The sequence below is a fragment of the Actinokineospora fastidiosa genome (assembly GCF_014648415.1).
GTDB classification, from domain to species: domain Bacteria; phylum Actinomycetota; class Actinomycetes; order Mycobacteriales; family Pseudonocardiaceae; genus Actinokineospora; species Actinokineospora fastidiosa.
In genome coordinates this window covers 1-589 of record NZ_BMRB01000024.1, presented here as the reverse complement: position 1 = coordinate 589, position 589 = coordinate 1, and the positions used below count along the sequence as shown (strand labels likewise).

Annotated in this window: 1 protein-coding gene; it reads left to right on the top strand. The window is 74.2% G+C overall.

Features of this window, described 5'->3' with window-relative positions; translation table 11 throughout:
• Positions 1–589 (top strand): DUF349 domain-containing protein (locus IEY98_RS32290; protein ID WP_189214506.1); only part of this gene is annotated, 589 nt, incomplete at both ends.

Genomic DNA, 589 nt, shown 5'->3' with positions numbered 1-589 from the left:
CAGCCTCGCCGAGGCGCACGTCGTCGGCGACCTCGTCGGGCTCGCGGCGCGCATCGACTACCTGATCGCGCGCGCGGGCGTGGCCGTCGAGCACGCCAAGGCCGCGCGGGACGCCGCCCGAGGCCAGGCCGTGGCCCGCAAGCAGGAGCTGGTGGCCGAGGCCGAGCAGATCGCCGAGGAGTCCACGCAGTGGAAGGCCGCAGGCGACCGGCTGCGCGCGATCCTGGACGAGTGGAAGACGATCAAGGGCGTCGACCGCAAGACCGACGAGCAGCTCTGGCGCCGTTTCGCCAAGGCCCGCGACACCTTCAGCCGCCGCCGCGGCTCGCACTTCGCCGACCTGGACCGGCAGCGCTCCACGGCCAAGGCCCGCAAGCAGGAGCTGGTCGAGGAGGCCGAGGCCCTGTCGGAGTCCGACGACTGGGGCCCGACCGCGGGCCGGTTCAAGGACCTGATGCTGGAGTGGAAGGCCGCAGGCCGCGCGCCGAAGGACGCCGACGACGCGCTGTGGCAGCGGTTCCGGGCCGCCCAGGACCGGTTCTTCGCCCGCCGCTCCGCGGTGTTCGACGAGCGCGACGCCGAGTTCGCC